At 66.5% G+C, this 5,241-nt stretch carries 5 protein-coding genes; 3 read left to right on the forward strand and 2 right to left on the reverse strand.

Annotated elements, in window-relative coordinates:
• Together VGH68_RS03775 and VGH68_RS03780 are read left to right on the forward strand one after the other, a co-directional pair.
• Window positions 1-1,093, forward strand: a 1,093-nt coding sequence (locus VGH68_RS03775) for an NAD(P)/FAD-dependent oxidoreductase (protein ID WP_331602165.1), incomplete at its 5' end; no start/stop codon positions are given.
• Between the two features lie 168 nt (window positions 1,094-1,261).
• Window positions 1,262-1,573, forward strand: a complete 312-nt coding sequence (locus tag VGH68_RS03780) for a high-potential iron-sulfur protein (RefSeq protein ID WP_331602166.1) — start codon at window positions 1,262-1,264, stop codon at window positions 1,571-1,573.
• A gap of 308 nt (window positions 1,574-1,881) precedes the next feature.
• Here VGH68_RS03780 and VGH68_RS03785 read toward each other — a convergent pair whose 3' ends face one another.
• Together VGH68_RS03785 and VGH68_RS03790 are read right to left on the reverse strand one after the other, a co-directional pair.
• Complete coding sequence (locus VGH68_RS03785) at window positions 1,882-3,423, reverse strand: amidase (protein WP_331602167.1); 1,542 nt, start codon at window positions 3,421-3,423, stop codon at window positions 1,882-1,884.
• Window positions 3,424-3,724: 301 nt separating this feature from the next.
• Window positions 3,725-4,423, reverse strand: coding sequence for a dienelactone hydrolase family protein (locus VGH68_RS03790; RefSeq protein WP_331602168.1), 699 nt, complete (start codon window positions 4,421-4,423; stop codon window positions 3,725-3,727).
• 374 nt (window positions 4,424-4,797) lie between these two features.
• Here VGH68_RS03790 and VGH68_RS03795 point away from each other — a divergent pair.
• Window positions 4,798-5,241, forward strand: a 444-nt coding sequence (locus tag VGH68_RS03795) for a nitronate monooxygenase (protein ID WP_331602169.1), incomplete at its 3' end; no start/stop codon positions are given.

The raw sequence follows: 5,241 nt of genomic DNA on the forward strand, positions 1-5,241 counted from the left end.
ATGCGTAGTGATCGGCGCCGGCGTGATCGGCCTCGCGGTGGCGCGCGCGCTGGCGGCGCGCGGGCGCGAGGTGATCGTGCTGGAAGCCGCCGGCGCGATTGGAGTGGGCACGAGCTCGCGCAACAGCGAGGTGATTCATGCGGGCATCTACTATCCGCGCGGTTCCTTGAAGGCCACGCTGTGCGTGCGCGGCCGCGAGATGCTGTACGACTATTGCGTGGCGCGCAACGTGCCGCATTCGCGCTGCGGCAAGCTGCTCGTCGCGACGTCGCGCAACCAGATTCCTCAGCTCGAAACCATCGTGGCCAAGGGGCGCGACAACGGCGTGCTCGACCTGATGCGCGTCACCGGCGATCAGGCGCAAGCGCTCGAGCCGGCGCTCGAATGCGTGGAGGCGGTGTTCTCGCCGCAGACGGGGATCGTCGATAGTCATCAATACATGCTCGCGCTGCAGGGCGATGCCGAGCACGACGGCGCAATCTGCGCGTTTCATGCGCCGGTCGAGGCCATCGAGGCGCACAACGGCCGCTTCATCGTCACGGTCGGCGGCGATGCGCCGACCACGATCAGTGCCGCGTGCGTGATCAACAGCGCGGGGCTGCACGCGAATGCGCTCGCGCGCAAGATTCGCGGGCTCGACGCGCGGCACGTGCCGCCGCTTTATTTCGCGCGTGGCAACTACTTCAGCATCTCGGGGCGCGCGCCGTTCAGCCGGTTGATCTATCCGATGCCGAACGACGCGGGTCTCGGCGTTCATCTGACGATCGATCTCGGCGGTCAGGCGCGTTTCGGTCCCGATGTCGAATGGGTCGACGCGATCAACTACGACGTCGATCCGAGGCGCGCGGATTCGTTTTATGCGGCGATTCGCGCGTATTGGCCCGCGCTACCCGACGACGCGTTGCAGCCCGCGTATGCGGGCATTCGTCCGAAGCTGTCCGGCCCTGGCGAGCCCGCCGCGGACTTCGTGATCCAGGGCCCGGCCGCGCATGGCGTGCGCGGGCTCGTCAACCTGTTCGGTATCGAGTCGCCGGGACTGACGGCGTCGCTCGCGATCGCGCAGCGGGTGTGCGAACTCACCGGGCGCACCTGACCGCGGCAGGCGCGCGCAAACTCACGTCGCGCGCGCCGCGCCGGCGCCGCGCTCGTGCGTTTCGCTTATCTCCATCATTGGACGCTCACGTGCGGCGGCTTCATTGCTATGCTTGGGGCACGCTGTCATCAGAACGGCGTTGTTTCCATATAAATGGAGTGAGTCCCCATGAGATCGTCCCGTCGTACGTTTTTGATCACCAGCATCGGTGTTGCCTCGACGTTTGCGCTGTCGCGCCAGGCGCTCGCCGATGCACCGAAAGTCTCCGAAACCGACCCGACCGCACAGGCGCTCGGCTACCGCACGGACGCCAGCAAAGTCGACAAGGCGAAGTTCGCCAAATACGCGCCGGGCGAGGAATGCGGCAACTGCAGCTTCTTCCAGGGCAAGGCGGGTGACGCCTACGCCGGCTGTCCGATGTTCGCGGGCAAGCAGGTGGCGGCTAAGGGTTGGTGCAGCGCCTATAACAAGAAAGCCTGACGCCGACGTCGAGCGTTTTCCGGCTGGTGGGGAATGCGCCGCCACATCGCGGCGTATTCAGTGCCGAGCCGGGCTGCTATCTCGCGTGCGGTCCGCGGGATAGCATGCGGTGCCGTCCGCCGTCCGCCGTCGTCCTTACCCTCGCCCTCGCCCTCGCCCTCGCCGTCCGCCGCTTCGGCTCACGGTTTCGCCTGCCATTTCCGTCTGGCGTTTTCGCCGTTTCGTCTCCAGCGGGGTGCTTGCGCCGCTGACCGGTGCGTGATCCGATCGGATACGGCAAAGCCCGTGGCAGAGCGCCTGCGCTGTTCTTACCGCCGCACGGTCATCAACGGTGGCCGCCGGTCGAACCACGGCCGTGTCGTTTCGAGTTGCGCGGCAAGTCTGAGCAGCGTCGCTTCGCCGCCGGTGCGCGCGGCGAATTGCACGCCGATCGGCAGCCCGCGCGCGTTCCAGTAGAGCGGCACCGACATCGCCGGCTGCCCGCTCAGATTGAACAGCTCCGTGCATCCGGCCCACGCGAACGCCTTGTTCGACGCTTCGAGCAGCAGCTTCCTGATTAGCGGTTCGAGCGGCATCGCGGTGATCGCACGCATCTGCATGCGCTCCACGGAAGTCGGCTGCATCTCACCGATCTTGATGGGCGCGCCGGCCAGCGTCGCGCAAAGCAGCACGTCGTAGCGGTTCAACAGGTCGGTCAGACGCGCCGTGATGCGGCGCTGTTCGTCGAGCGCGGCCGGCAGTCCCTGCTCGCCGATCTTGCGGCCAATGTGCGCCATCGCCCACGTCGAAATCTCGAATTCATTGCGCACTGGCTTGTGGCCGGTGATGCGCTCCGCGTTGAGCACGAGGTCTTCCGCGCTCACCGACCACAGCGTCAGAAACGCATGCCGGACCGCGGCGAAATCGACGCCGAGCGACACCGGTTCCAGACGATGGCCAAGCGATGCCGCGAGTTGCGCGGCGTCGTCGAGCGCGGCGCGCGCATCGGCGGAGAGCGACGGCGCGAGCATCGGCTCGGTGATATACGCGATGGTGAGTGGCTTGCACGGCTCCCGGGTCGCGCCGAGAAACGTGCCGGGCGCGCCCGTGGGCCGCTCGGCGTTGCCCGCCAGCAGATCGAGCAGCAACGCGCTGTCGCGCACGCTGCGAGAAACCGCGAGGTCGATGCCGAGTTCGCCGGGGCCCGGCGGCGCGGCGCGCGGCACGCGTCCGCGCGAAGGCTTCAGGCCGAATAGTCCGCAGCACGAAGCCGGGATGCGGATCGAGCCGCCGCCGTCCGACGCATGCGCGACCGGCACGATGCCAGCCGCAACCGCCGCCGCGGCGCCGCCACTCGAACCGCCTGGCGTGTGATCGAGATTCCACGGATTGCGGCACGGGCCGAATAGTTCGGGCTCCGTATAGGGCATCTGACCGAGTTCGGACGTGCTGGTCTTCGCGAAGATGTTCAGCCCCGCCGCCTTCGCAAGCGTGACGACCGGTGCGTCCTGGGTCGGAACGAAGTGTCGATAGTGACGGCTGCCCATGGCCATCGGCAAGCCGGCGACCGGCGCGCCGAGGTCCTTGATCAGAAACGGAACGCCCGCGAGCGCCGCGTGCGCGGCGGCGGGGTCCGTGCCGTTCAGGTTGCTCGTGCCGTTGGTGGCGCCGGTGCCGTTGCGAATGGCGTCGTCGCGCGACGCGCGCTGGCGCGCCGCATCGTAATCCTTCAGCACCACAGCGTTGATCGCCGGATTGACTGCTTCGGTGCGCGAGATCGCGACATCGATCAGTTCGCGCGCGCTGACCTCGCGTGTGCGAACGAGTTCGGCGAGGCCAATGGCGTCGTGAGCGAGATAGTCTGAGTGCACGGCGGATGGTCCTCGCTATTGGTTTGCGTCTGCGCTGAGCCGGCGGGCTGCTGTGCCGGTCGCGACGCGGTTCGCGTCGCGCGACGAACGCTTTTCGTCAGGCAATGTGATAGCGGCGCGGTCGTCGCAAATGGAAAAAGACGGCGTGTCATCGACACGCCGTCTTTCAGAGCCTACCCGAGTTACGCGTCCGCGTGACTCGCATCGATTCGGCCGCGCACTTCAAATGCGGCAGTCGACAGAGGCGAGCGGTGCGGGCGTCGCGTGGATGCGAAGCGAAGCTCGCGCCTGGCGCCGCGAATTACATCCGCTCGCCGAGGAACGTCAGCGTGCGGCCATGCGCCAATGCGGATGCATGCTGGTTGTACGATGCGCGGTCCGAGCAATTGAAGCCGTGGTCGGCGTTCGGGTAGATGTTGAACTGCACGTCCGCGCGGCCTGCGAAACGCTCCTGGATCTGGCCGATGTCCGACGGCGGAATATGCTTGTCGAGCTCGCCGTAGTGAAACTGCATCGGCACCTTGACGTTCGCGGCCTTGTCGAGATGCATATGGATGCCGCCGCCGTAATAAGCGATGGCGGCATCGACCGAGCCGGCCGCGGCCGCCAGATACGCGAGCCGGCCGCCAAAGCAGTAGCCGATCGCCGCGATCTTGCCGGTCACTTCCGGCAAGCCGCGCAACGCGGCAGCAGCGGCACCGATGTCGGCGACCGCGTCATCGACATTGGTCTTCTGCATCAGTTCGAGCGCCTTTTCGCGGTCCTTGCCGTCATACGTCAATTCGACGCGCGGCTGAACCCGCCAGAACACGTCCGGCGCGAGCGCGACATAGCCGTCCTGCGCGTACTGATCCGCCACCGAGCGGATATGGCTGTTCACGCCGAAGATTTCCTGAATGATGATCACGGCCGGTCCGTTGCCAGCTTTTGGCAACGCGAGGTAGCCGCCGAAACTGTCGTTGCCGGCGGGGATGTCGATCCATCGGGAAGTGGTGCTCATGCTGTTCTCCATTGACTCGCGCGAGCGCCGCGCGAGGTCGGGGTATGCGAAACGCCAGAGACGAGTAGGCCCTGAAGCGGCGGTTAGTTTGCCATCAAAAGAAGCGACGTGCAGTGGCGCGGCGCGCGCCTTCGCGCTGCGGGGTGCCGGCCGATTCTCGTCAGGCGATTGAAACATTCTCGATAATTCATTTCTCCGTCGACGCGCGCATGGCTAGAGTTTGGGATGACGGCTAGCGCTCGCCGCAATTGCAGCGCAACCGCGCTCCAAGCGGATCTGAAACTACTGCAAGCGTACTGCGAACATGTGGTGAATACGTTTGCGAGCCGTTGGGCGGGAATAGCGCCGGCGTTGCGCCGGCAAAGGAAACCATCATGACTGAAGGCAGTTTTGTGTCGCCGTTTGCCGAGCGTTTTCAAATGCGAGTGCCGGTCGTGCAGGCGCCGATGGCAGGCGGCGCGACCACGCCCGCGCTGGTGGCGGCGGTCTCGAACGCGGGCGGCCTCGGTTTTCTCGCGGGCGCGGCGCTGCCGCCCGAAAAGATCGCGAGCGAAGTCGCGGCGATTCGCGCGCTGACCGATCGCCCGTTCGGCGTGAACCTGTTCGTGCTCGATCCCGCTTCGCCCGACGACGCGACCGTGCGCCGCGCGCTCGCGGCGATCGATCCCGTGCGCGCTGACCTCGGTCTGCCGCCGGGCAAGCCGCTCGATCGCTACGCCCCAGACTTCCGCGCGCAACTGGAGGTGCTGATCGAACTGCGCGTGCCGGTCGCTGGCTTCACGTTCGGATTGCTGCCGGCGGCCGACGTCGAACGTCTG

Origin of the sequence: Paraburkholderia sp. (genome assembly GCF_036488505.1) — a bacterium.
Lineage (GTDB): Bacteria > Pseudomonadota > Gammaproteobacteria > Burkholderiales > Burkholderiaceae > Paraburkholderia.

Coding starts and splice junctions, on each gene's coding strand:
- VGH68_RS03780 (WP_331602166.1), top strand. CDS start 1,262: ATGAGATCGTCCCGTCGTACGTTTTTGATCACCAGCATCGGTGTTGCC.
- VGH68_RS03790 (WP_331602168.1), bottom strand. CDS start 4,423: ATGAGCACCACTTCCCGATGGATCGACATCCCCGCCGGCAACGACAGT.